Genomic DNA, 24,348 nt, shown 5'->3' with positions numbered 1-24,348 from the left:
GCGCTCAGGATACGCTTAAATCGGACCGGTGCTCATGACCGTGCTGATTTCTTCGATCTTGCCGGTCTTGATCCGCATGTTGTAGATATCCTCGATATCCTTGTAAATCTGGAACAGCTGGAAGAAGCCGTGCCAGTGCGTATAGTCGGGACCGTTCATTGCCGTGCCGTGACGGGCGCGCCGCCCGGCATGGTGCCAGAAGTAGTACTCCAGCTCCTGGAAGCCATCCTTCCACGGATCATCCTTGAGCAGATTCTTCTCCTTGAGGTCCTTCTTCATGGCGACGATCTTGCCCCAGTAGGAATTGTACAGGTTCACGGTATTGTCGAGCATATCGCGCTGGCCTTCGACATGGGTGGAACCATGGCAGTTGGCGCAGACCTTCTTCATCAGCAGCTCGCCTTTCTCCCCGTCGCCCCGCTCGCCGGAACGCACCACGCTACGCTTGTGCACCAGGTCGTACTTGAGCCGCTCATTGATATTGTGCGTGGTGGCCAGTTCGCCGATGCCACTCATATGACAGGTTGCACAGGTCGGGGCGGTATAGTCACCCGGCTCCCAGGCATCCGGTGCGCTGTCCCATTCCCAGTCTTCCCCTTGCGCCTGGTAGATCTGACCGTGTTTGCTTTCCATATAGATTTCGATGTTCGGATGGTCCGGTCCCAGGTGACAGCTGGCACAGGCATCGGGCTTGCGGGCTTCGGCCACCGAGAACTGATGGCGGGTATGACAGACCGTACAGTTCCCGACCGAGCCGTCAGGGTAGCGGGTCCCGACGCCGGCCGGCCAGGTCCCGTTGATCGGCTTGTGATCGACACCGAGTTCGACTTTGCCGCCGTGACACATCTGACAACCGGCCTCCTTGCTGGCGCGGTTCTGCGGGTCGTTCCGGTCGATACCGATGAACTCGCCGCCCTCAAAATGATGGATCAGCTTATCCATCCCCTTGTTGTCAACCACGGCTTTGCTGGCCAGCATGGCGTGCCCGCTCTTGAGGAACTGATCGACCTCGGTCGGGTGACAGCGGGCGCAGACGCCACTGGAAACCATCGGTGAAATATAGGTGTTGGTCCCTTTGGTCCCTTCGCACTGGGATGCCATGGGTGAAGATTTATCAACCACGTGACAATCGTAGCAGGACACCGAAGCATGCCCCATTTTGCCCAGTTTCCAGGATTCCACCACGCCCGGCGTCTTCTTGGAGTGACATTCGACACAGGCTGCGGCTTCCTTGGTCAGGCCGCGGGATAATTCCAGTTTTTTCTGCCCCAGGTCCAGGTACTGGTCCGCTGCTTCTTTCGCCAGGACCGGCGACATGCAGAAAACCACCCCGATCACGGCCAGGCCGACCGCCCATAAACGACATTTCATATTAACCTCCTTGTGTGTGTGACAGGCTCTGTGTTCAGTTCTTTGCGTTCTGATAATGTGCGTTGACTGTTTGCCAGATATCTTTATGCCCGACATGGGCATGACACTCGGTACAGCGTTTATCGGTAAAGCCGTTCAGATAATCCCGGTGAGCCAGGAACCCGCCGCGTGGCAGTCCGGGCGGCAGCAGATTCTTATGACAGCGGTGGCAGGCGTTATCAAAGGTGAATTCCAGGCGGTGCCGTTCCGCGTTCCCCTTCCAGTCAAAGGCCGCCGCATCGATACGCACCGACTGGACGGCATCGTAGATCCCGGTTCTGGCCTTGGTGGTCAGGTAATCGACAAAACTGCCATGGGGCAGATGGCAATCGACACACTGGGCGGCAAACCCCTTCGGGTTCATGCCGCCATGCACAGACGCCTGCCATGACTGCTTGAACGGTTCCATCATGTGACAGGAGCCGCAGAATTTATCGGTATTGGTGGCATCGATCATGTAGCCCGAGGCCAACACCGCCACCAGCACACCGGCAACACCGACCAGTACCCCCCATAACCAGGCACTCGACCAACGTGATTTACGCGACCCGGGAGTCTCACTCATTCGCTCACCTCCTCTTGCATAGCTTTGAAAAAAATTTTCGCACGGAGCATTTTCACCCCTCAAACAGAACCGTTCTCGGTATCCTGGCTAGTCACTTTAGCAACCAACATGCCACAAACAGATAGTCTTATTTTTCAGCCTGTTATGCGGAAATTTCCGACCAAATGTTACCAATGAGTAGCTTTGCGGAGCGATTCTGTGTTACCGTTCGGTAGCATTCAAGACAAGGCAAGCCCGGGCACAGGATCTTCCGCCGGCAGGGTTTGCCGGGCCGGGAAAAGCCCTGGGATTGACGGTCACAATATATCTGTTGGTCAAAGGTGGGGTGCCATGCAGTTGAAAACCAAGTTCATTCTTTTGATCGGCCTGATCGTCTGTCTCTCCTATGGGGTGACCTTCTACCGCACTGCCAGCTTCCAGGAAGAGCTGGTGGTGGAACAGGCGACCCGGCAGGCCAAGATGCTTTTTCATCAGATTCGCCTGACCCGGCAGTGGATCGCGGACCACAACGGTCTGTTCCTGGTCAAGGAGCCCGGGGTCGAGGCCAACCCATTTCTGGATCAGGGGGAGATTCAGGACGCGCAGGGGAACTGGCTGGTTAAACGCAATCCCGCCATGGTCACCCGTGAACTGTCCCTGTATGCCGCCAAAGAAGGAATGGGGCAGTTCAATGTCACCAGCCTGCGCCCGGTCAATCCGGATAACGCCCCGGACGACTTTGAGCGGCGCACCCTCAAGGAATTCGAACAGGGCAAGACCGAGGCCGTTGAGATTGAAAAGGTTGCCGGCAACTACCGCCTGCGCTACATGGCGCCACTGCTGGTGGACCAACGCTGTTTGGCCTGCCATGGCCGCCAGGGCTATCAGCTTGGCGACATCCGTGGCGGCATGAACGTCACTGTCCCCATGGACTGGGCCTTCGCTGAAATCCACGCCAATAACCGACTGCTGCTCAATATTGCCCTGGCCACCATCGTGCTGGTCTCCTTAAGCATCTTTGTCCTCTTCAACAGCCTGGTCGGCAGACGCCTGCAGCGCCTGGCCGCGGCCATGGACAACTACCCGGCGCAACCCTTCCAGCCACCGGCCCAGGCCCTGGAAAAGAACGATGAAATCGGCATGCTGGACAAGCGCTTCCTACAGCTCTGTCGACGTCTGGAAGCCTCGCAACAGGAGCTCGACAAAACCCGGGAACAGGTCTTTCAAAATGAAAAGCTGGCGGCGCTGGGTCGACTGGTCGCGGGGATCTCCCACGAAATCAACAATCCGTTGGGCGGCATGCAAAACTGCCTGCAGATGATCCGCAAGAATCCGGATCAGGCCGAACTGCACCAGCGCTATCTGACCCTGCTCGGCCAAGGGGTCGACCGGATCAAAGGGACCGTCCAACAGCTCCTTAACATCGGTCGCAAAGAACCTCTGGAAATCCGCAGTGACGATATCGACCGGGTCATTCGCGACTGTGTCGAGTTGACCTGCATGGGGCACAAGAACATCGCGGTCCACCTGGATCTGAATATCGCCAGCCCGGTCACCACCGGCATCGAAGCTCTGCGCCAGGTGGTTCTTAATCTGGCCGGCAACGCGGTCCAGGCCATTGGTCGTCAACAGGGGGAAATTCGTGTTGTCAGCCGTCTGGAGAAGAACCTGCTGCGGCTGGAGATTGCCGATAGCGGACCGGGGATCCCGATTGAGCATCGGGCCAAGATCTTTGAACCATTCTTCACCACCAAGGAGGTCGGCGAAGGAACCGGATTGGGGCTGTCGGTTTCCCATTCCCTGGTCAAGCAGCTTGGCGGCGAGCTCAGCCTGGCGGAGGATTCTGCCAGCGGAGCCAGCTTCAGCATCGTCATTCCCCTTAAGCCTGTAAAGGAGCAATAAATGAGCGTGCGGATCATGATTGCCGAAGATGAAGAGATCATGCGGATCACTGTGGCAGATCACCTGCGCAGCGAAGGCTGGCAGGTTGACGAAGTCAGCGGCGGCAACGAGGCCTTGGCCCTGCTGCAGAAACAGAGCTACGACATCATCGTCTCGGATATCCGCATGCCGGGGATGGACGGGGAAAAATTACTGGCCGCAGTCAAACAGCAAAGTCCGGCCACCGAAGTCATCATGATGACCGCCCACGGCAGCACCGACCACGCGGTTGCCTGCCTCAAGCAGGGCGCCGCGGATTACATCCTCAAGCCTTTTGACCTCGATGATCTGAGCTGCCGGATTCAGCGCATCGTCCGGATCCAGGAGATCAAAGCCCGCTGCGTCTCCCTGGAAAGCAATGGCGGCCAGCGCCAGCCGCTGCTCGGTTCCAGCACTCCCATGCAGCAAATGCTCAACCTGATCAGCCAGGTGTCCCAGACCGACTCGACGGTCCTGATCCAGGGGGAAAGCGGCACCGGTAAAGAGCTGGTCGCCGCCGCCATCCACTATGAAAGCAGTCGTGCCAACAAACCCTATGTCCGCGTCAACTGCGCCGCGATCCCGGCCGGGCTGCTCGAATCGGAACTGTTCGGTCACGAAAAAGGCGCTTTCACTGGGGCCGATCAAGCCTCACCCGGCAAATTTGAACTCGCCGATCAGGGCACCATCCTCCTCGACGAAATCGGCGACATGCCCATCGAGCTTCAGGTCAAGCTGCTGCGCGTCCTGCAGGAGCAGGAGATTGAGCGGGTCGGCGGCAAGCAGCCGCGCCGGATCAACGTCCGGGTCCTCTGCGCCTCGGCCAAAAACCTGGCCGGGCTGGTCAAGGAGGGGCGTTTCCGCGAAGATCTCTATTACCGACTTCAGGTGATCCCGATCATGGTCCCGCCGCTACGCGAGCGCAAGGAGGATATCCCCGAGCTGAGCAGCTATTTTCTGCACAAATTCGGCAGGGAACGCGGCCTGGACTTTACCCTGACCGGGGAAGCTGCCGCGGCCCTGGACAGTTACGACTATCCAGGCAATGTCCGCGAGCTGCGCAACCTGCTGGAGCGGATCACGGTGCTGGCTCCGGCCCCCAGGATTCAACTCTGGGATTTACCCCTGGAACTCCGCGGGCTTAGTGCAGACCGGCACGAGGAAGTTGAAATCAATCTGGCTGCAGCGGTTGCAAGCGCCGAAAAAAGGTGTATCCTCAAAGCGCTGCAAACCTCCGGCGGCAACAAGACCGGAGCCGCCGAAATCCTCGGCATAAGCCGCAAAAACCTCTGGGAAAAAATGAAACAATATAACCTTTGAGAAGCTCCTTCTCAAAGTCGGACAAACCTGAAAGACATCCATGCCAGCTCTGCTTGAAATTTCCGATTTACGCAAAAGTTATGGTGATCTGAACGCCGTCGACGGGATCAGCCTCAGTGTCGAAAAAGGGGAATGTTTCGGCCTGCTCGGCCCCAACGGCGCCGGCAAGACCACCTCGATCCGGATGATTTACGGCTTCACCCCGCGCGACAGTGGCACCTTGAAGCTGTTCGGTCTCGATATGGACAGCCACCTCCGCGAGATCAAATCCCGCATCGGCATCTGCCAGCAGGAAGACTCCCTCGACCCGGATCTGAACCTGCGCAACAACCTGGTCGGATTTGCTCGGTTCTTCTCCATCCCCAGACGGGAAGCGGAACAGCGTGCCGACGAACTGCTACACTTTTTCTCCCTGGAAAACCGGGCCAACGACGATGTCCGGGTCCTCTCCGGCGGGCTTAAGCGCAGGCTGATGCTGGCCCGCGCGCTGATTAACAATCCGGAGCTGATCATCCTGGACGAGCCGACCACCGGGCTCGATCCGCAGAGCCGTCAGTTGCTCTGGGACAAGCTGGCCGCCCTCAAACAGCAGGGGCTGAGCATCCTGCTCACTACCCATTACATGGAAGAAGCCGAACGCCTCTGCGACCGGCTGGTGATTGTCGACCATGGCAAAATCCTCATCGAAGGCCCGCCACGCGAACTGATCCGCCGCGAAATCGGCCGCGAGGTGCTGGAGATTGCCGACCCCGACGACCGCATTCGCGAATTCCTGCAGCAACATCAGGTCCGGCTGGAAGACCTTGGCGAGCGCCTGCTGGTCTACCTGGACAACGGCGACGAGCTGTTTTTACAACTGACCCGGGACATCCGTGCCGAAGGCTGTACCCTGCGGCCGGCCTCGCTGGAAGATCTGTTCCTTAAATTGACCGGACGGGAGCTACGCGAATGACCTGCCCCAGACCTTCTCAATTCAGCCGCCGCACCCTGCGGGTCTGGCAGCGCAACTTCGACGTCTACAAAAAGAACTGGAAAGTCTCTTTTATCCCGCCACTGTTCGAGCCGGTTTTCTACATCCTCGCCTTCGGCGTCGGCCTGTCGGTCATGGTCGGCGACTTCGAGGTTCAGGGCCGGACCATCGGCTATACCAACTTTATCGCCCCGGCGTTGATGGCCGTGGCGATCATGTACAATGCCTTTTTCGAGACCACCTACAACAGCTTCGTGCGGATGTACTATCAGAAGACCTTCGATGCGTTACTGGCCACCCCCCTCAACCTGGAAGAGATCATCCTCGGTGAAATTCTCTGGGCGGCGACCAAAGCGCTGATCGCGGTCTTCCTGATGGGGCTCATGCTCTCCCTGTTCGGCCTGCTGAGCTATCCCGGAGCGCTGCTGCTGCTCCCCCTGGCCGCCCTCGGCGGACTGTTTTTTGCCGCCCTCGGCATGGTTTGCACCGCAGTGATCCCCACTATCGACATGTTCAACCTGCCGATCTTTCTGGGGATCACCCCGATGTTCCTGTTCAGCGGCACCTTTTTCCCGCTCCAGAACCTGCCCGGCTGGGCCCAGTTCATCGCCCAGTTCCTGCCCCTCACCCACCTGGTGGCCCTGGCGCGCGGTTGCGCCCTGCAACTCTGGTCAGTCGGCCTGTGGGGTAGCCTGCTCTACCTGACCGTGGCCACGACGATTCTGGTGCCACTGGCTATTGCATTGATGGTGCGGAGAATTATCAAGTAAATAGTCCAACCGGCGGGGTCTCGTCCCGCCGGCTCAGCGCAGAATATTTTCCTTGGCCAGTTCGACGATCTCGTCCCCTTTACCGTTGATGATTGCCCGCAGCATATACAACCCGAACCCTTTGGCGTGGGACATGCTGATTTTAGGTGGCATACTCAATTCCTGCTTGGCGGTGGAAACATCAAGTAGGGCGGGACCTTCCCAGGCAAGAAACTCCTCGATGGCCGCTTCCAGGTCTTTCGGGTCGTCAATCCGCATTGATTTGATTCCCATCGCTTGCGCAATAGCAGAAAAATCGGGATTTTCCAGTTCAGTGTTGTCGTTCAGGTAGCCGCCGGCCTTCATCTCCATGGCGACAAACCCCAGAGACCGGTTGTTGTAAACAACAATTTTGATCGGCAGACGATGCTGGCGAACCGCCAGGATATCCCCCATTAGCATCGAAAAACCGCCGTCACCGCACAGAGCGATCACCTGTCGCCCGGGATCGACCGCCTGCGCACCGATCGCCTGGGGCATGGCGTTCGCCATGGAACCATGGTTGAATGATCCCAGCAAACGCCGCTTTCCGGTCATTTCGACATAACGGGCCGCCCACACCGTCGGAGTCCCGACATCGCAAGTAAATATCGCATCATCAGCCGCTTTCTCGCTCAGCAAACGGGTCAGATATTGCGGATGGATAATGTCCTGTGATGACTTGCCGCTGGCCAGAGCATCAAGCCCTTTGCGTGATTCACGGTAATGCCCAAGAGCCTTATCCAGAAAACTGCGGTCGGATTGTTCTTTCAGCAGCGGCAACAATTGCTCAAGGGTGCTTTTGATGTCTCCAATCAAACCGGTGTCGATCTGGGCATGGACCCCAAGAGCCTCGGAGTTGACATCGATCTGGACGATTTTGGCATTATCGGGATAAAACTCTCGATAGGGAAAAGCCGATCCCAACACCAGCAACAGTTCGGTTTCCCGCATGGCATGGTATCCAGAAGCAAAACCGATCAGTCCGGTCATCCCGACATCATAAGGATTGTTTGGTTCGACCCACTCCTTGCCCCGCAAAGCGTGGACAATGGGAGCTTTGAGGCGTTCGGCCAGTTCCAGAACCTGGGGCATGGCATTCTGGCAGCCGGCGCCGCAAAGCAGAGTGACACGCCCGACAACATTGAGCTGAGCGGCCAACTGCTCCAGGGACTGTTGCGGCGGCATGACCACAGGCGCCTGAGGCGTCTGCCACTTGACCGGCACCCCTTCCGGCATCGGCCTGAGCATCGTATCGCCGGAAATCACGACCACCGCCACCCCTTTTTTCAGGATCGCCTGGCGCATGGCGGTATGCAGAACATAAGGCAGCTGTGCCGGGTTGGAGATCATCTCGCAATAGACGCTGCATTCTTTGAACAGTTCCTGAGGATGGGTTTCCTGAAAATAGTTGCTGCCGATTTCGTTGGAAGGAATATGGCTGGCAATGGCCAATACCGGGACATGACTCCGCTGACAATCGAACAACCCGTTGATCAGGTGCAGGTTTCCTGGCCCGCACGAACCTGCGCAAACCGCCAATTTACCGGTTATGGCCGCGTCAGCACCAGCGGCGAAGGCGGCGGTTTCTTCATGACGGGTCCCGATCCATTTGATCCGGTTAAGCCTGGTCAGGCTGTCGTTCAAACCGTTCAAAGAGTCTCCGGTAATTCCCCAGATCCGTTTGACCCCGGCTTCGACCAGTAACCGTGCCATATACATTGCAATTGTTTCGCTCATATCTTTAGCTCCAAATCCATGTGGTGTTGTTCTGATAAATAACTCTGAAGAGCCGATCTTTGGGACAGGACAAGAAAAACCTAGCAAGAGAATCGACTTCCGCGGACAGAGCCATGGCTTAAATTATAACTTGATTAGATACAATTTAAGCCATAACAGGAATTATTTACCATTAATGCTATATCACTTTAGCGAAAGAAAGGAGCGCGACCGTGGCTGTGATCTTGAGATTTTGCTGCGAAACCGGAACAGCCCGTTGACTAGCCAGAAAACCATATAAATCCCCCCAGCCCCCCTTTAGCAAAGGGGGATTTGGACTCACCGAACACCCCCATATGCCACCGCCGAAATGAACTGGCACTCAATTGAGCCAGAGCGGCAACTGTTTGAGGTGCCAGCCGAGTCGCTCACGACTCGGCTGACCAGCGTGAAACGGAGGGTATCAACCGCCGATATTCTGGCGGATCAAATGCTGGACGTGTTTTTTCTGCATATTCTTCGGTCACGCAACAAAAGAATATGACGGCGGGCGGGATCTCAATCCCGCGATTTTGACTGAAAATTCTTAACAGCTACCGGCTCCCTTACTTCCCGGACGGATAAAGCGGCGGCAATTCGACAGGCCTCCCTTTTTCCCTTTTTTGCCCCCGCCAGCGTTGCAGCTCGCGCACCAGATCTTCCCCCTGCCAAGCACCTGCTGTCTTGCTGTAGAGCTCCCTGCTCAAGTTTTCAATTAAGATCTGCAAGGGCTCGTCCAGCAGCAACGCAAGTTGCTCTAAATTGCTGCCCGCCTCCGGCCAAAGACTCCTCCCCCAGGTAACCAGGGCCTGGCGGGTGGCAGCCGGATCATTGCTTCGGGCGGCGGCCAGCAGTTGCTTAAAAGCATCCTTTTCCCGCACGTCAAGCGACTCTTCGATAATCGAGTCAACCCTGCCCTGCGGTTGCCTGCGGCGCTGCTGCCACCAGCACAGCAGGGTCAACAACCAGCCGATGGCCAGGCCGCAACTCACCCACAACCAGGGGGAGATCCCGTGAGTCGGTGAAGCCTGCGCTGCAGTTTTCGGCTGCGACACAGGAGCCGGGGCAGATTCCGGGGGCGCCGATTGGGCCGGTGCGGGGGCAGGTGGCGCCACGGACGGCGGCGGCTGGCTGATGCTGCCGGGAGCAGCCGGGGCAACAGTCACGCTGAGGGGAGCGACTTTGGCGACCCGCCATTGCCCGCTGTTGACGTCGTACCAATCGAGATCGAAGCCGGGCAGTTGCAGTGTCCCGGCAGCGGTCGGCACCACGGCGATCTTCTGCTCGAGGGTCCCGACCACGCCGCTGCTGGCGTCGCTATCGTTGCGAACGGGCTGATCCGGATAGCTCTTCCAGCCGGTCGGCAACGGTAACTTGAGATCAGGCAGGTGGGCGGCCGGCAGTCCGGTGACCTGGAGGGTCAGGGTGCGGGTCACTGGCTCACCGACCCGAAATTGCGGCGGCTGTTGCTGCCAGCTGTCGGTCAGGGTCACAGCCGTAGCCGGTAACCACAGGCGGCCATTGCCGGTCCCCGGTTGTGCCGCTACCTGCACGGTCAAGGCCGGGGAGAACCTGCGCAGGTCCCTGGTTGAGGTGCCGAATGCACCAAAGCCATTCGCGCTGGCCACTTGGGCCTGCAAGGTCAGGCGCGGCAAGAGCAGCTCTCCGGCCTGTTGCGGGAACAGGGCATAGCGGCGCTCGATCCCCTGGTAACGGTAACCGTCCCGTTTAGTTTCAAAGTTGCGGTCCTCGCCCAACGCCTGAATATCGGCCGGCACCCCTTGCGGTTGCACATTATTGAGGCTGGCTGCGGTCAGCGTGCCTCGGTGCAGAACCCGGATGGTCAACACGACCTGCTGACCGACCAACACCTGTTTGGGCTCAACGTCCGCTTCCAGCAGCAGTTCGTCCCCGGCGCTGGTCGCCAGCGGCTGGGTCGACACCTGGATCGGCAAGGGCAAGGAACAGTCGGACCCGAAGCAGACCGCTGGAATGGTCATTTCGCCGCTGCGTTTCGGCATCAGGGTCAGGCTGATCACCAGCGAACGGGTAAAATCCCCATTGACGATCTGGACCTGGCTGTTGCGGGAACGATTGAGAATGTCCCAATCCTGCTCAAGCACGCTCAGGTCCGGGTCGGCAGCGGGCTTGCCCTGCACCCGCAATTCCAGATGCAGACTGTCCCCTTCGCCGATCCGGTCACGGTCGGCAACCGCCGTGACCTGGGCGGCCCAGAGCGGTGTCGCTGCCAGCAACAGGCCAATCAGAATAAAACTAAGAATCCTTTTTACCATGGCCGCTCACTCTCCTGTTGCTCGCCACGTTGTCGATACTGGTAAAGAAATTTGCGCCGCAGCAAGCCACCGGGATCATCGGGAATCCGCTGCAATAACTGACGCCGCTGTTGTTCTTCCGGGGTCTGCGGCTGGTCGTCGGCCTGGGCCGCCGGACTGGCTGGCTGAGGAGGTTTATCCCCGACCTTGTCCGTTTCAGCCTGATCTTGCTTGGCCGGTGCGGAGTTCGCCTGGTCCGGCTGGGGTGCAGACTGCGGAGCTTTATCCGCCTGATTGCGCTCAGCGGACTCCGGTTGCCGGGAATGTTCGGCAGCACTTTGCTGCCGTTGTTGCTGAGCCTGATCTTGCCCGGATTTGTCGCTCGCAGACTGTCCTGACTGTTGCTGCTTCTGCTGCCCCTCTTTATCCTGTTGCTGCCGCTCCCCCTGGGGCTGCTGTTGCCCGCCAGCTTTGGGGTCTTGTTGTTGCTGCTGCTTCTTCAGGGCGTCTTCGACAATCTTGCGATTGGCCTGGGCATCGGCGGAATCGGGATCAAGCTGGAGTGCCTGATCATAAGCCTTGAGGGCGGCGGGCAGCTGCCCGCTCTGAGCCAGCATATTGCCGCGATTGTACCAGTCATCTGCGCTCTGCGGGTCCGGCAAGGCCTGCAGGGCCTTGGCATAATCGCCAGCCCGATAGTGGCTGCCGGCCTGCCAGCGCGGGTCGCTGAACTTTTGCGCAGCGGTGGCGTAATCCTTGTTTGCAAAAGCCTGATAAGCCTGCTGTTGCTGATTGAGCCAGAGCTCATTCCAGCTGAACGCTTCGGCCGGGGCCGGTTGCCACAGCAGCGACGCCAGCACCAGCAGCCAGCCGCGCCGGAAAGCAGCAGCGGCCAGTAAGGCCAGAGGCCAGAGCAGCCAAACGCCGGCATCCTGCCAGAGGTCGCCGGTGCGCTTTGGCCCCTGTTCGGCGCGGTCGAGACGATGGCTGTCCAGAGTGCTCAGCAAGGCCTTGAAATCACTGTCATCAATGCTGATCCGCCGATAGTCTCCGCCGCCGGCCTGAGCCAGTTCTCGCAGCCCGGATTCAGCCAGGCGCGGCAGGATCAAATTACCCTGGCTATCCTTGAAAAAGCCCCCGTCCGGCAGCGGAATCGGCGCACCCTCCGGGGTCCCGACCCCGAGCACGGCCAATTTGAGCCCGCTTGCTGCAAGCTCGCGGGCCGCGTCCAGACTCAGCTCGGGCCGATCTTCATCAGTCACCAGCAGGACGGTCCCCTTTTGCAATCCGGCCCGCTTGACCAGTTCCGTGGCCAGGCTGAAGGCCCGCGCCGGCCGACTCCCCTGCACCGGCATCAGCTGCGGATCAAGACTGCCGAGGAGGGCCTGGATGGTATGCACGTCATCGGTCAACGGGGTGACCGCAAAGGCATCACCGGCAAAAACCACCAGGCCGGTCTGCCCTTCGCGGCGCTGGCGGAGAATATCTTCGATCTTGAGCCGCGCCCGCACCAGTCGGCTCGGCTTCAGATCAGCGGCCAGCATGGAGCGCGACAGATCCAGGGCAATGACCAGGGCGGATTGCTGTTTGAGCAGCGGCTGCGGCTGTTTCCGCCAGGTCGGACCGGCCAGGGCGGTGATACTCAACAGCAACCCGACCAGCAACAGCCAGAGCGGCCAATGGGCGCGCCGCCGCGACCGTCCGATCAACAGATGGGGGAGTAATTGCGGATCACAGATCTCCTGCCAGCTGCGGCTCTGCAACCGCCGCCGCCAGAACAGCCAGAGCAGGACCAATAGCGGCGGCAGGAGAAGAAACCACCAGGGGCGGAGAAAATGAAACAGACTCATGCCCGCCTCCTCAACGCGGCCAGCGCATCGCGCAGCAGCAGGATTACCGCCCCGGCCAGGGCCAGGCCAAGGGGCCAGACAAACAGATCGGTCACCGGCCGGTACAGTTCCCGGGCGCGGACCGCGGGTTCCAGCTGATCGAGCAATTGATAGATCTGCTCCAGTTCCGCACTGTCGTGAGCCCGGAAATAGCGCCCGCCGGTCTGCTCGGCAATGCTGCGCAGGGTCTTTTCATCGAGATCGGCAGAGGGATTGACGGTCTGCGAGAAAAAGAAGCTGCGCACCTGCATTTCATCGGCACCGATGCCGATGGTATAGATCTTCAGCCCTTGCTGGGCAGCCAGCTCAGCAGCCTTGAGGGGGGCCAGCTGACCGGCGGTATTGGCGCCATCGGTGAGCAGGATCAGCACCCGCTTGTGCGCTTCCCCCTCCGCCGTCCGCTTCAGGGCCAGCCCGATGGCATCGCCGATGGCGGTCTGCTTGCCGGCCAGACCGATGGCCGCTTCATCGAGCAGTTGGGTGACCATGGTCCGATCAAAGGTCAACGGGGTCTGCACATAAGCCTGGTCACCGAACAGGATCAGGCCGATCCGGTCGCCGCTACGCCGGGCGATAAAAGGGTCGGCGATCTGCTTGAGGGCGGTCAGCCGATCGACCTGCTGACCGTGCAGTTCAAAATCTTCGGTCTGCATACTCCCGGAAATATCCACGGCCAGCAGCAAATCGCGGCCGGAAACCGGTAATTCCAGAGGGGCTCCGAGCCACTGCGGCCGGGCGCAGGCGAGGACCAGCAACAGCCAACAGAGAATTGCCAGCAGCATGGCAACCCGCGAACGGGCGCGCCTCGACTGCTGATGCCGAGCAACATCGAAACGGCTCAACCGCGGTACCCAGAGGGCCGCTTCTTCGGCTGCCAGGGCCGGCGGCGCCAAACATCTGACCAGGTAGGGAAGCGGCAGCAGCAGTAAGGCCCAGGGCCAGGCAAAATGGATCATGAGCGCCTCCCCGTCCGGCCCAACGGCGGCAGTTTTTTCAACCGCTGGCGGCAAAGCTCAAGCAGCGCGTCCCGTTCCAGCTGCACGGCGGGCTGATAAGGCCCATGTTCCAGGCAGCGGCCGATCCCACTGCTGAAGGGATTATTGGCAAAACCGCGATCAAGTACCTGCAGCCAGGCTTTGCCGCTGAGCCCGGCACAACCGTCCTGGGGATATGCGGTCACAATGGCCCGCCGCAGCAGTTGTGACAACCCGGCCAGCAATTCCCGGTCGGCCAGCCCGCCGGTCTGTTCCAGTGCGGTCAATTCCCGCAGCGCCGCGCGCCGGTAACGCAACCGCCGGTAGCGGCGCAGCAGCAGAACCGCGACCAGGATCAACAGCACCAATAGCAGCGCCACTCCCCACCAACCCGGTGCCGGTGGCCACCAGCCCGGTGCGGGCGGCAGGTGAATATCGCGCAGCGGCAAAGTTGCCGGGTGCGCCTGTGGATCAATTGCCGCCATGGCCGCTCCTGCCGTTCTGCAGCACCTGCAGCGGGTCACTGTCCGTCGCCACCGGCACAAACAACAGCCGCCGGTTGCGACAGAAGCCTTCCAGGCGGGCGCGATGAGCTTTGAAGGCCTGGTGGAATTCCCGCCGGGTCCGGGCCTGGTCCGTGGCAATGGTCAGATCCCGTTCCCCGTCGCTGAGGCGGTAATTGCCGTAACCCGGCAACTCCACTTCCAGGGCGTCGAACAGGAAATACAGGGCGACATCAGCCTGGCGGGACAAGAGGGCCAGGTGTTTCTCCACGTCGTCATCCCACTGGGTAAAATCGCTGAACAGGTGAATGCGGCTGCCGGGACGGACCACCCGGGCCAGGCGCTGGATCGTTTCCGCCAAACGCCGATGGGGATCAAAGGGAACGTGGGCTGGGCGGCTCCAGACCGGATCGCTGACCATCCCCTGCAACAGGCGCAGGACGCCGCGGCGCCCCCCGGCCGGACGCAGTTCGATATGCCCTTCTTCGGAAAACAGAAAGCCGCCGATCCGGTCCCCTTGGGCCAGGGCTCCCCAAGCCAGCACAGCAGCCAATTGCGAGGCCAGGACCGCTTTAAAGCAGCCGCGGGTGGCAAAAAACATCGGCCGCCGGTAATCAAGGGCAAACAACACCGGTCGTTCGCGCTCTTCATGAAACAACTTGGTATGAGCCGTGCCCCGCCGGGCGGTCACCCGCCAGTCGATATTGCGCACATCGTCGCCGGGCTGGTAGGCGCGGACCTCGGCAAACTCCATCCCCCGGCCGCGAAACCGGGAGCGGTGGCCGCCGCCGCGCGTGGCCGTGGCCGGGGATTTCGGCCCCTTGACCACTCCGGCCCCGGCCCTGAGGCCGACCAATTGCGGCAGGCTGATCTGTACCGGCGATGCTGTTTTAACTGTTTTCACCATGCAACTCTCTTCTTTGCGTTTCCCTTTGAGGAGACGATCGATTACGGGACCGGCACCCGGGCCAGCAGTTCACTGATCACCCGTTCGGCACTGACGCCTTCCGCCTCGGCCTCATAGCTGAGCAACAGCCGATGGCGCAGGACAGAAAAGGCCAGCTGCTGAATATCCTCCGGGATGACATAGTCACGCCCTTTCAGCCAGGCCCGCGCCCGCGCACAGCGATCCAGGGCGATACTGGCCCGCGGACTGGCTCCGTAGGTCAACCAGTTGGCAAGATCCTCCCCCCAGCGCTGTGCGTCGCGGGTGGCCAGAACCAGCTGAAGCAGATACTCTTCCAGGTTTTCCGCCAAATGGATGGTCAGCACCTCCCGCCGCGCCTGGCGCAATTCCGCCCCGCTCAGCGGTTGAAAAGCGGCCTGGCCGGTGGGCCCCGGCAACCCGTTCAGGGCAGCACCGGCTTCATGCCGGGCCAGGGTCAGGATCTGCCGCTCGACTTCGGCCTTCGGGTAATCGATGAACACATGGAGCAGAAACCGGTCCAGCTGCGCTTCGGGCAACGGATAGGTCCCCTCCTGTTCAATCGGGTTCTGCGTCGCCATGACCAGAAACGGCTCGGCCAGGGGATAGCTGGTCTGACCCACGGTGATCTGCCGCTCGGCCATGGCTTCCAGTAAAGCCGACTGGACCTTGGCCGGGGCGCGGTTGATCTCGTCGGCCAGAATCAGGTTGTGAAACAACGGCCCGCGCTGAAACACAAAACTGCCATCACGCGGACGGAAAACTTCAGTTCCGGTCAGGTCGGCCGGCAGCAGGTCGGGGGTAAACTGCACCCGGTGAAAGCTTCCTTCCAGCAATTCCCCAAGCTGGCGAATCGCCCGGGTTTTAGCCAGGCCGGGGGCACCTTCCACCAACAGATGGCCGTCGGCCAACAGCGCGATCAGCAGACATTCAATCAGCTGTGGCTGCCCGATGACCTGGTGTTCCAGGTTGGTGGAAAGTTCGCTGAAACGTTGTTGAATCGATTCCATAAATAACGTCCTTGGACATGGTTATCGTAGCGACCTGCCCTGATCGACTGCCGATCCGGCGGGCCTGTTAAGGTGGCTGAAAAAATCCGTCCCAATTGAGAATGGCGCTGGTTTAAGAGTCGATGGCAGCAAAACCGGGACTGTCCCCGCACGGGGGCTGTCCCAGGTCTTTGCGGTGCGAACCGCGACAGTTTCATGGCTCGCAAACTCTTGGGACAGCCCCCGATGACCCTGGGGACAGTCCCGAGTTTACTGCAACATTGCTTAAACAAGCGCTATTCCATCCAAACTGATGTAACATCTGCAAAAACTGTTGCCAAGTCTATCCTTTTAACCCCGTTTGCAGAAGAAAAACCCGGCTGCGCCTGTCCCTGACACAGCCGGGCACAGGCTGATTTATTTCATCGTGTCCTCGGCAGAAGGTGAGGCAGCCTGCTCATGCGCTGGGGCAGTGCTTTTCAGCATCAGATGCTGGCGATCAAAAGCCTTGAGTTTACCGATAAGGTCCTTATCGACCTGAAACTGCCGGTCGAATCCGTCGACCTGCAGCAGCGCGGCAGCGGCTTTGTCGTCCCCGGGAGTGAAAAAAGCGTAATGACGACTCTTTCCTCCGTCCAGTTGCAGACTGAGCTGCAGGGTGGCCTGATCAAGCCGGCTCGGGTCAGCCTTGCCGGCAACATCGGTGATCTTCAGGTTAGCCAGCAGGTTCACCAGCTGATCGACCTGCTGTGGATCGATCTTGCCCTTCTCCAATGGCGGGTCCAGCTGCCAGGCCCCGTCTTTGCGGGTTAGCTTCAGGCCGGGCAATTCCAGTCCGCTGATGTTTTCCTTGGGCAGTTGCAGGACGTCTCGATTCAACCACTCGCCTGCTTTCAAGCCCGCCTGATAGGCGCTGAACGGAATGTCATAGACCTGCTCTTCAGAAGCCAAGCGAGCATGCACCTTACGGAAGCCCGGTGACGAACCGATCAGCAGCTCCGCCAGCTGTTTGCCATCGGCGGAAAATACCAGCTTACGATCAAAATCCTCTGCCGATACCTTGAAGCGCTTGTCGCTGGCCGCGGTTTGGGCCACCGGCCAAGGGCGTTTCAAGCCACAGAGCTCCTGCAGTAACGCCTCAACTTTGGCGGAGTCGGCCGCCGCGGAAAAGTGCTCCGGCAGAACCCAGCCGGCGGTAGTTTTCTTGAGGGTGACCTGCTCCCCTTGCGGACCGACCACAGCCAGTTCATCGACCTGATCCGGGCTAAAGGTCAACAGGGTAGCCTCCCCTTTGACCGTTGTCGGCTGTTGCCCCGCTACGAAAAAGGCAACCCCGAGTCCCAGTTGGACAAGGAGCACAACTGTCAGAATAACCAGAGTACGTTTCATGACTTAAGCCCTCCCTTCCAACAACCGTTGAAAGTGCAGCCGCCTGCGCCGCTGCAGCCAACGATGAATAAGATAAACCAGTGCCAGCCCGGCCAGCGCCAGCCCGTAGTTGAGGTATTCCACGGTCAGCTGGGTGTCCAGATTCATAGGAATCAGGGTCCGGGCATAATGGCCGCGGCTGCTGATACTGAGCAGACCGGCGTCTTCCAGAGCCCAGTCCAGGCTGTTATTAACCAGCTGCAAAGCCCCCAGGTCCTGATTGCCGGCAACACTGGCCGCCAGTTGCATGGTCTGATCACTGAGGAAATCAGCCGAGGAGAACAGAATGATCCGTGCCGATTCCGGCGATTTGTCAATGACACTGGCCACCTGGTGCGTCTCTTTTTTATCCGCCTTTTTGGACGCATCCTGATTCTTCGCGGAATCCTTCAGCAACGGTGATTCCTTGCCGGCAAAATAGGAGGGGAAGACCCCTTCCACAGCCACGCCGAGCAACTTCTGGCCGCGGTCCGCACCCGGAACAAAGCCCTGCTGCCCCTGCTCGTTGATCCGCGGCAACAGGTTTTCCGAATCCGAAGTCCAGGAATCAGCCGAACTTTTCAGCAGCCAGGTGGTCTTGCGCTCCTTATTCTGCTCTTTATCAACCTTGATCGGCGCGGCCCAGTTCATCATCAGATGCTCCAGCCCGGAGGTTACCGGGACCTGCGGATTCAGTCCGGCCCCGCGCAGATCGACGAAATAGGGGTAAGGAATCAGCCGCATTTCCTGCAGGGTGATCCCGCCGACATGGCGACTGACCGGGATCGGGAACGGCTGGTTCTGCTCATCCAGCACCAGGCTTGGTTCCATGCTGATCCCGTCATGTTTGAGCCAGTCGAGAAGGTGGCTGGAATTTTTCGTGGCCGCCAGGCTCTTCGGGGTCAAGCTGACATCAAAGGGCGAGGTTGCCAGCACCACGGTGCCACCTTTCATCAGGAACTGGTCGATGGCGAACAAGCCTTTATCATTCAGGTTTTCAGGCGCAGCCACGACCAGGACATCCGTCGCATCAGGCAGGGTTCCCTGCTCCAGGTCGACCTGCTCGACCTGATAATTTTCCGCCAGCTGCCTATGCAGCAGGCTGAACTCCTTGCTGTCCTGGTTCATCCCATACTGGGCCAGGTAAGGATTGGGTGGCTTGGGCACGGCCAGGGCCACGGTTTTCAGGTAACCACTGGAAAACCGTTTCAGGGCAGCTTTGATATTGCGCTCCAGGCCGTCCCGCGAAAAGTCCTCCGGCAACTGGACCTGAACCGTCTGCTGACCGTTGTCCAGGGTCAAATAGAAATAGAAGCGATGGGTATCGAGCAAACCGGCCTGCATCGGCTGGAACCCGTAGTCAGCGGCCAGTTTTTTGGCCAGCTCACCGTTCCCGGCCTGCGGATCGAGGACTTCAAGGGACAGCTTGCCGCCGGATTTCTGTTCCAGCTGCTGGCCGAGGGACTGCAGATCCTGCTTGAATTTTTGCAGGAAATCGGGCAACGCCGCATCCGCGGAGATATAGCCGTGCAAGGTCACCGGCCGCTGCAGCCCGGCAACCAGGTCGCCGCCCCCCTGAAATTCGTTCATCACCCGCTTGATGCTGCGGGTCAGCTGGTACTCGGGATTATTCAGCTCGACCTCGATCCCCTGGCCGCCCTGCTGTTTGACCTCAATCAGATCCCGAAAATTAAGGACCTGAAACTGATCCCCGTATTGAATCAAGATCTGAAAGTAGGAATTCACCAGCGCCGACTGGTAACGATCGGCAACCTGAAACGGCACCGGCTTGATGCCGTATTTCTGGTTCGCTTCGGCTTCCAGGTCAGGATTCTGCAACGGGTCGATAAACTCGGCCCGCACGTTGCCGTGCCCGGCAATCTGGTATTCCCGGATCAAATCGCGCAGCCGCGGCACCAGCGGGGCCAGCAGCGGATGGGTTTTGGCGCTGAAATAGCCGCGAATCAGCAGCGGTTCCTGAAGATGAGCCAAATACTGCTTGGTGGCCGGAGAAATCGAATAGATCTTCCCCTGGGTCAGGTCGATGCGGGCGGAGCCGATCTGCTGCAGCCACAGGTGGCCGGCCAGCAGGTTGGCGATCAGCAGCAGAGTGAGCGCGCCATGGAAACGATGCTGGCGCCGGTTGGCGAGCGCCTTGGTATCCCAGCGCAAACGCTTGAGGCTGTACAGGGTCAGGGCGAAAAAGACCCCGACCAGGCTCAGATAATAATAGAGGTCGCGCAGATCGATGACGCCGCGGGTAATGGAATTAAAGCGCGAACCGCTGCCCAGCAGTTTGAGCAGTTCGCCAGCGCGATTGCCGAAAAAACCGGTCAGCAGATCGCTGCCCAGCAGATAGAACAGGCCGCAGACCAGAACCGTGCCGATCAGGCTGACGATCTGGTTGTCACTGCGGGCACTGAGGAACAGGCCGATGGAAATATAGGCGGCGCCCAGAAACAGGGCCGCCAGATAGCCGCCCCAGACCGGTCCCCAGTCGAGGGAGCCGAGGAAAGAGACGGAAATCGGCAGCGGCAACGTCAAGATCAGCGCCAGCGCGACCAGGCTGAGAGCGGCGAGGAACTTGCCGATCAGGTACTGGAGCGGACTGACCGGCAGGGTGAGCAGATATTCCAGGGTGCCCATGCGCCGCTCTTCACTCCACATCCGCATGGTCAATGCCGCGACCAGGAAGATCAGCAGGACCGGCATCCATTCGAAGAGCGGCCTGACATCGGCGATATTGCGGGCGAAAAAGGCTTCTCCCCAGAAAAAGGTAAAGAGGGTGACGACCAGGAATGCGCCGAGAAAAATGTAGGCAACCGGCGAGGCGAAAAACCCGGCCAGCTCCTTGCGGGTCACCCGGAACAGACTACGCAGCATGACCCACCTCCTCGGCAACTAAGGATATTTCGTTGAATACCTTTTCCAGGGTGCGCTCTTCCCGGTGCAGATCATACAGCTGCCAGTTCCGGCTGACCGCCAGCTCGGCCACTGCCGGAGCCAGTTCAATCAGGTCGGTGGCGCCCTCCAAGCGATAACCATGCCCATAGCCGCTCTCCTCGGGCAGAGCCGTTGCGGTTACCCCAGGCAGCCGGGAGAGTCGCTCCAGGGCCTCTTCCGGCGCGGCGCTGCACCGCAGGATCAACGCCCGGCCACGGGTCAGCTCGGCCAGTTGGGCATCGAGGGCCAGCTGACCTTTGCGCAGGATCAACGCCCGATCACAAACCGCTTCGACTTCCTGAAGAATATGGGTGGAGACAATGACCGTGGCTTGCTGGCCGAGTTCGCGGATCAGCTCCCGCATGTGCCCGATTTGTGACGGATCGAGGCCGTTGGTCGGCTCGTCCAGGATCAGTATTTCCGGCTGATGGAGCAGGGCCTGGGCCACCCCGACCCGCTGCCGATAGCCGCGCGACAAGGTTGCGATAGTAGCGCCGGCCTTCTCTCCCAGTTCGGTCTGCTGAATCGCCCGCAACACCGCGCGGTCCCGGTCGGTCTGCTCCAGCCCGCGCAGCGAAGCCGAATAATCGAGGAAATCGACCACGGTCATTTCCGGGTAAACCGGGCAGTTCTCCGGCAGGTATCCGATCCGAGCCTGGGCCCCGCGCAGATCGTTCCAGATATCGTCTCCGGCAATCCGAATGATCCCCTCACTCGGTTCCAGAAAGCCGGTAATCATTTTCATAATGGTCGATTTGCCGGCCCCGTTATGACCGAGCAGGCCCACTATTTCACCCCGGCCGATCTCAAAAGAGACTCCGTCCACGGCGACAAAATCACCGTAGCGGCGACTGACGTGTTGTAGTTGAATCATTGTCCACCTCTGCTAAAACAATAGATAAAGGGTCTTCATGTCCCGGCTGAAAAGCTGAAGAAACGCCAGCCAGGATCCCGCAACAGCGACCAAAGTAGGCCGATTTGGGGAAAACCGTTCAACGATATGCAGGCAGGAGAGGTGCTCCCCCTCAGGCCAGACTGTTTACCAAGAAGAGTTGTTCAGGACAATGAAACGGGTGGGGGACGGATAAATTGAGCGAAACGTGGATCGGTCATCCCGCAGACGGAACAGAGCAGGGGTTCGCACACAGCAACCCCGTCCGTGCCTTCCAGGCGGATATTCCGGTGGGTGTTCAGAGAAATATCTGAAAAACGGCCGTCCAGGTCGATGTTGGTGAACTCCGCCTGAAGCACGTCACCGACCGTGGATGCCCCTTCAATGACCACGAAGTGATCCGCAGCAAACGCCACGGTCTGAAACTGCACGGCGATCAGCAGGCTGATGATACAGAACCAGAACAACGGAGGCAGGGTCGGCTGGAGCACAACTTTTTTGACCATTTTCACTTTTTTATCCATATGGAAATGAACCGTCCAAGTTGACAGAGGTATAGTTATACAAGGAACAACTGCAGAGTCAAGCCCGGCGGCAGCCAAGCTGGCAAAACGGAGTATTCAGACAAGCCACAACCGCGCAAAAGCACAGTAACCGACCGTGCTTTTGCGCGGGGAGAACATCATCCAAGGGGGAAGAATGAAATTCAGGCAGTTGATCGTTCAGGCCGGACTGCTGTTACTCATTTTCGGGACGGCCAATGCCGCTGATTTCAACAGTTGGCTCAACGCTCTGCAAGACGAAGCACGACAGCGCGGAATTGCCCAGGCCACCCTGAGCGCAGCCTTTGCAGAACTGGACGAACCGGTCGCCCAAGTCATCGAGCTGGATCGCAATCAGCCGGAAACCGTCCAGACTCTCGCCCAATACCTGACGGCCCGGGTCACGCCCCGACGGATTGCAGACGGCCACCGTATGCTGCGACGCTACCCAACCTGGCTGGGCCGGGTGGAACAGAGCCAGCAGGTCCAAAGACGCTTTATCGTCGCTCTCTGGGGGATCGAAACCCATTACGGCCAATACAGTGGCCGCATGCCGGTTATTCCGGCCCTGGCCACCCTGGCCTTTGACGGCCGCCGCAGCACCTATTTTCGCACCGAACTGTTCGAACTGCTGGAACTGCTCGACAACGACCGGATCCGGCCGGACCAGCTTTACGGTTCCTGGGCCGGGGCCATGGGGCAGTGCCAGTTCATGCCCTCTTCTTTCCGCCGCTATGCGGTGAATGCCGACGGCGGCCGCATCGACATCTGGACCTCCCTGCCCGACGTTTTTGCTTCAACCGCCAATTATCTCAAACAGAACGGCTGGCAGGATGATCAGACCTGGGGGCGGCAGGTTCTGTTGCCGGTCGGTTTTGACCTGTCCCTCGCCGGATTGGATAAAACCCTGCCCCTGCCCCGCTGGCAGCAACTCGGGGTGCGCCGCAGCAATGGCAGCGCCTTACCAAAACGTCCCCTGGACGCCTCGCTGATCTTGCCCGAAGGCCCGGCCGGGCCAGCCTACCTGGTCTATGCCAACTTCCATGCGCTGCTCAAATGGAACCGTTCCCTGTCCTTCGCCATCGCCGTCGGCACCCTGGCCGACCGGCTGGCGGATTGAACCTGCAGCCACCCCGCACCTCCCAAGCGGCTTGTCTCGCCCGCCTATTTGGCAAAGCTGGCTCTTTTGACGGAAAAATAACCTTTCACCAATGGTATTCTCATATTAGAATGTAACGTATACGCAACATTTTGCTGTCACACCGGCAGCTAACGGATTTCCTTCTTCCCGCGGTATCTGCCTATGCTGCCTGTGAAAAAGTCCATGAATTGCTTGCGTCGTCATCCCCTGTTCAGCCTGCTGATCACGCTTTTCCTGCTGGTTGCCGTGATCATTCCACAGCGCGATTTTTTCCTCACCCTCTACGCCAACCACAATGCGCTCCCCCTGTTGAGCGATTTTTACAGCCGTACCCTGTTTGAAGGTGACTTGCCGGGATCCGGCGATTTCGTGGTCCTGGGACTGATGATTGCCCTGTTGGGCTATTTCCGTTGTTGTCTGGGCCCGCCAACCAGGCGCTCCGTTGCCTGGCGACCGGCCTTGGGGTTCGCCGTATTCGCCGGCCTGACCAGCGCTGTTACTTTTGTGCATACCAGCAAATGGGCGATCGGCCGCGCGCGCCCCAGTGAGGTGTTCCGCCACCATCTTGCCTACAGCGACTGGTTCAGCTTCGGTTCGCATTTCATATCCGAAGGGCGCTACCGGGGCAGCTTCCCCAGCGGCCATACCATCGAAGCGCTGCTCCCCATCCTGCTCGCCTATGCCCTGGCCGGCAACCCGGCCCATTCGTCTCGCACCCGCTTTCTCGGACTGTTATGCGGCATTTTCGCTGTTCTTAATGCGCTCACCATGGCCGTTGCCCGGTCCATGGCCCTCAGTCATTGGCTCAGCGACGGCCTGCTCGGCCTGCTCACCGCCTGGATTTTGATCCATATCAGCTATTTCTGGATTCTGCGTGTCCCGGAACAGGACAAACTGAGCAGGGAGACTTCGCTTCAACCGGCATTACCCGCCTGCTGGGAATTACTGCTGGGGCTGTGGACAATGGGCCTCGGCTGCGGCATCATGTTGATACTGCTCGGGATCCATGCACTGCTCCGGCACGAAAATTTCGCTTACAGCCTGTTGCTCCCGGCCGGAGTTTTTAGTGGTTACTTCTGCCTGCGCCAGAGCTGCCGGCTGTATGGAAAATTTCGCAGCCGCATCGCTTATCCGTTATAAATTCTGTCCTCCGGAGTTTT

19 protein-coding genes are annotated in these 24,348 nt (G+C 59.4%); 6 read left to right on the top strand and 13 right to left on the bottom strand.

All coding sequences use genetic code 11. The features are described 5' to 3' along the window. Positions 1-15: 15 nt before the first annotated feature. Together N909_RS0110905 and N909_RS0110900 are read right to left on the bottom strand one after the other, a co-directional pair. Positions 16-1,371 (bottom strand): multiheme c-type cytochrome, encoded by a 1,356-nt coding sequence (locus tag N909_RS0110905; protein WP_029914943.1) that lies wholly within the window; start codon positions 1,369-1,371, stop codon positions 16-18. Between the two features lie 34 nt (positions 1,372-1,405). Continuing rightward, positions 1,406-1,975 carry a cytochrome c3 family protein gene (locus N909_RS0110900; protein ID WP_036683091.1) on the bottom strand — a complete coding sequence of 190 codons (570 nt, stop codon included), beginning with the start codon at positions 1,973-1,975 and terminating at the stop codon, positions 1,406-1,408. Positions 1,976-2,305: 330 nt separating this feature from the next. Here N909_RS0110900 and N909_RS0110895 point away from each other — a divergent pair, with 330 nt between their 5' ends. Genes N909_RS0110895 through N909_RS0110880 form a run of 4 tightly spaced genes read left to right on the top strand, consistent with a single transcriptional unit; the run spans position 2,306 to position 6,934 of the window. Beyond that, positions 2,306-3,856 carry a sensor histidine kinase gene (locus tag N909_RS0110895; RefSeq protein WP_029914939.1) on the top strand — a complete coding sequence of 517 codons (1,551 nt, stop codon included), beginning with the start codon at positions 2,306-2,308 and terminating at the stop codon, positions 3,854-3,856. Continuing rightward, a complete protein-coding gene (locus N909_RS0110890) occupies positions 3,857-5,194 on the top strand; it encodes a sigma-54-dependent transcriptional regulator (RefSeq protein WP_029914937.1) in 1,338 nt (445 codons plus the stop codon). A 40-nt stretch (positions 5,195-5,234) separates the two neighbouring features. Continuing rightward, complete coding sequence (locus tag N909_RS0110885) at positions 5,235-6,146, top strand: ABC transporter ATP-binding protein (protein ID WP_029914936.1); 912 nt, start codon at positions 5,235-5,237, stop codon at positions 6,144-6,146. After that, the gene (locus N909_RS0110880; RefSeq protein WP_029914934.1) at positions 6,143-6,934 is read left to right on the top strand and encodes an ABC transporter permease; all 792 of its coding nucleotides are present in this window, start codon (positions 6,143-6,145) and stop codon (positions 6,932-6,934) included. Before N909_RS0110885 ends, N909_RS0110880 begins: the two co-directional genes overlap by 4 nt. 33 nt (positions 6,935-6,967) lie before the next feature. Here the strand turns inward: N909_RS0110880 and poxB are convergent, their stop codons facing one another. The 11 genes from poxB to N909_RS0110825 form a co-directional block, all read right to left on the bottom strand. Next, a complete protein-coding gene (poxB, locus tag N909_RS0110875) occupies positions 6,968-8,692 on the bottom strand; it encodes a ubiquinone-dependent pyruvate dehydrogenase (RefSeq protein WP_029914932.1) in 1,725 nt (574 codons plus the stop codon). Between the two features lie 584 nt (positions 8,693-9,276). Continuing rightward, positions 9,277-11,004 (bottom strand): BatD family protein, encoded by a 1,728-nt coding sequence (locus N909_RS0110870; RefSeq protein ID WP_029914930.1) that lies wholly within the window; start codon positions 11,002-11,004, stop codon positions 9,277-9,279. Further along, positions 10,998-12,833, bottom strand: coding sequence for a VWA domain-containing protein (locus N909_RS0110865; RefSeq protein WP_029914929.1), 1,836 nt, complete (start codon positions 12,831-12,833; stop codon positions 10,998-11,000). The genes N909_RS0110870 and N909_RS0110865 overlap by 7 nt, the downstream gene beginning before the upstream one ends. After that, positions 12,830-13,828, bottom strand: coding sequence for a vWA domain-containing protein (locus N909_RS0110860; RefSeq protein WP_029914926.1), 999 nt, complete (start codon positions 13,826-13,828; stop codon positions 12,830-12,832). The genes N909_RS0110865 and N909_RS0110860 overlap by 4 nt, the downstream gene beginning before the upstream one ends. Then, positions 13,825-14,331 (bottom strand): DUF4381 domain-containing protein, encoded by a 507-nt coding sequence (locus N909_RS0110855; protein ID WP_051689691.1) that lies wholly within the window; start codon positions 14,329-14,331, stop codon positions 13,825-13,827. Before N909_RS0110855 ends, N909_RS0110860 begins: the two co-directional genes overlap by 4 nt. Next, positions 14,318-15,256 carry a DUF58 domain-containing protein gene (locus N909_RS0110850; RefSeq protein WP_029914922.1) on the bottom strand — a complete coding sequence of 313 codons (939 nt, stop codon included), beginning with the start codon at positions 15,254-15,256 and terminating at the stop codon, positions 14,318-14,320. Before N909_RS0110850 ends, N909_RS0110855 begins: the two co-directional genes overlap by 14 nt. 41 nt (positions 15,257-15,297) lie before the next feature. Next, on the bottom strand, positions 15,298-16,284 hold the full coding sequence (locus tag N909_RS0110845; RefSeq protein ID WP_029914920.1) for an AAA family ATPase: 987 nt from the start codon (positions 16,282-16,284) through the stop codon (positions 15,298-15,300). A gap of 396 nt (positions 16,285-16,680) precedes the next feature. Continuing rightward, complete coding sequence (locus tag N909_RS24615) at positions 16,681-17,652, bottom strand: DUF4340 domain-containing protein (RefSeq protein WP_051689690.1); 972 nt, start codon at positions 17,650-17,652, stop codon at positions 16,681-16,683. Positions 17,653-17,655: 3 nt separating this feature from the next. Then, the gene (locus tag N909_RS0110835) at positions 17,656-20,553 is read right to left on the bottom strand and encodes a Gldg family protein (RefSeq protein WP_029914916.1); all 2,898 of its coding nucleotides are present in this window, start codon (positions 20,551-20,553) and stop codon (positions 17,656-17,658) included. Beyond that, positions 20,543-21,487, bottom strand: a complete 945-nt coding sequence (locus N909_RS0110830; protein ID WP_029914913.1) for an ABC transporter ATP-binding protein — start codon at positions 21,485-21,487, stop codon at positions 20,543-20,545. Before N909_RS0110830 ends, N909_RS0110835 begins: the two co-directional genes overlap by 11 nt. Before the next feature lie 182 nt (positions 21,488-21,669). Then, positions 21,670-22,017: a hypothetical protein gene (locus tag N909_RS0110825; protein ID WP_155005919.1), complete on the bottom strand. Its 348-nt coding sequence runs from the start codon at positions 22,015-22,017 to the stop codon at positions 21,670-21,672. 187 nt (positions 22,018-22,204) lie between these two features. Here N909_RS0110825 and N909_RS0110820 point away from each other — a divergent pair, with 187 nt between their 5' ends. Further along, the gene (locus tag N909_RS0110820; RefSeq protein WP_029914910.1) at positions 22,205-23,167 is read left to right on the top strand and encodes a lytic murein transglycosylase; all 963 of its coding nucleotides are present in this window, start codon (positions 22,205-22,207) and stop codon (positions 23,165-23,167) included. 183 nt (positions 23,168-23,350) lie between these two features. Further along, positions 23,351-24,328, top strand: coding sequence for a phosphatase PAP2 family protein (locus N909_RS0110815; RefSeq protein ID WP_029914907.1), 978 nt, complete (start codon positions 23,351-23,353; stop codon positions 24,326-24,328). Positions 24,329-24,348 lie beyond the last annotated feature (20 nt).

It is taken from the genome of Pelobacter seleniigenes DSM 18267 (assembly GCF_000711225.1).
Classification (GTDB): Bacteria; Desulfobacterota; Desulfuromonadia; order Desulfuromonadales; family Geopsychrobacteraceae; genus Seleniibacterium; species Seleniibacterium seleniigenes.
Note: the sequence above shows the minus strand (reverse complement) of the source record. Positions and strands in the feature narration are given on the sequence as shown.

What these genes read in the sequence shown, in the direction of transcription:
- N909_RS0110905 (WP_029914943.1), bottom strand. Translation starts at nt 1,371, where the DNA reads ATGAAATGTCGTTTATGGGCGGTCGGCCTGGCCGTGATCGGGGTGGTT.
- N909_RS0110900 (WP_036683091.1), bottom strand. Translation starts at nt 1,975, where the DNA reads ATGAGTGAGACTCCCGGGTCGCGTAAATCACGTTGGTCGAGTGCCTGG.
- N909_RS0110895 (WP_029914939.1), top strand. Translation starts at nt 2,306, where the DNA reads ATGCAGTTGAAAACCAAGTTCATTCTTTTGATCGGCCTGATCGTCTGT.
- N909_RS0110890 (WP_029914937.1), top strand. Translation starts at nt 3,857, where the DNA reads ATGAGCGTGCGGATCATGATTGCCGAAGATGAAGAGATCATGCGGATC.
- N909_RS0110885 (WP_029914936.1), top strand. Translation starts at nt 5,235, where the DNA reads ATGCCAGCTCTGCTTGAAATTTCCGATTTACGCAAAAGTTATGGTGAT.
- N909_RS0110880 (WP_029914934.1), top strand. Translation starts at nt 6,143, where the DNA reads ATGACCTGCCCCAGACCTTCTCAATTCAGCCGCCGCACCCTGCGGGTC.
- poxB (WP_029914932.1), bottom strand. Translation starts at nt 8,692, where the DNA reads ATGAGCGAAACAATTGCAATGTATATGGCACGGTTACTGGTCGAAGCC.
- N909_RS0110870 (WP_029914930.1), bottom strand. Translation starts at nt 11,004, where the DNA reads ATGGTAAAAAGGATTCTTAGTTTTATTCTGATTGGCCTGTTGCTGGCA.
- N909_RS0110865 (WP_029914929.1), bottom strand. Translation starts at nt 12,833, where the DNA reads ATGAGTCTGTTTCATTTTCTCCGCCCCTGGTGGTTTCTTCTCCTGCCG.
- N909_RS0110860 (WP_029914926.1), bottom strand. Translation starts at nt 13,828, where the DNA reads ATGATCCATTTTGCCTGGCCCTGGGCCTTACTGCTGCTGCCGCTTCCC.
- N909_RS0110855 (WP_051689691.1), bottom strand. Translation starts at nt 14,331, where the DNA reads ATGGCGGCAATTGATCCACAGGCGCACCCGGCAACTTTGCCGCTGCGC.
- N909_RS0110850 (WP_029914922.1), bottom strand. Translation starts at nt 15,256, where the DNA reads ATGGTGAAAACAGTTAAAACAGCATCGCCGGTACAGATCAGCCTGCCG.
- N909_RS0110845 (WP_029914920.1), bottom strand. Translation starts at nt 16,284, where the DNA reads ATGGAATCGATTCAACAACGTTTCAGCGAACTTTCCACCAACCTGGAA.
- N909_RS24615 (WP_051689690.1), bottom strand. Translation starts at nt 17,652, where the DNA reads ATGAAACGTACTCTGGTTATTCTGACAGTTGTGCTCCTTGTCCAACTG.
- N909_RS0110835 (WP_029914916.1), bottom strand. Translation starts at nt 20,553, where the DNA reads ATGCTGCGTAGTCTGTTCCGGGTGACCCGCAAGGAGCTGGCCGGGTTT.
- N909_RS0110830 (WP_029914913.1), bottom strand. Translation starts at nt 21,487, where the DNA reads ATGATTCAACTACAACACGTCAGTCGCCGCTACGGTGATTTTGTCGCC.
- N909_RS0110820 (WP_029914910.1), top strand. Translation starts at nt 22,205, where the DNA reads ATGAAATTCAGGCAGTTGATCGTTCAGGCCGGACTGCTGTTACTCATT.
- N909_RS0110815 (WP_029914907.1), top strand. Translation starts at nt 23,351, where the DNA reads ATGCTGCCTGTGAAAAAGTCCATGAATTGCTTGCGTCGTCATCCCCTG.